This is a genomic window from Vibrio marinisediminis (assembly GCF_014050145.1).
Classification (GTDB): domain Bacteria; phylum Pseudomonadota; class Gammaproteobacteria; order Enterobacterales; family Vibrionaceae; genus Vibrio; species Vibrio marinisediminis.
The window spans coordinates 1-223 of the sequence record NZ_JACFYF010000450.1; the positions used below are offsets into that span (position 1 = coordinate 1).

Genomic DNA, 223 nt, shown 5'->3' on the forward strand with positions numbered 1-223 from the left:
CTTTACCAAAAGCAACAAAACGATAGAGAGAAATGGAATATGATTAACTCTTCTTTCATTACTACTTTACCAGACACTTGGGCTATAAACAAGCGCTTTGTGATGTTGCCAATTAACCGCTGGGATCAAAGTTATGAACGCGTTTTACTTGGAGGTTTAACTTGTGATAGTGATGATTATTACAACAGTGAGCAGCATATGAACGCTATTTATTTACCAAAAT

1 protein-coding gene is annotated in these 223 nt (G+C 35.4%); it reads left to right on the top strand.

Annotation, left to right across the window (positions count from 1 at the left end):
* Positions 1 to 39: 39 nt before the first annotated feature.
* Positions 40 to 223 (top strand): type III PLP-dependent enzyme domain-containing protein (locus tag H2O73_RS24575; protein ID WP_220457808.1); only part of this gene is annotated, 184 nt, incomplete at its 3' end.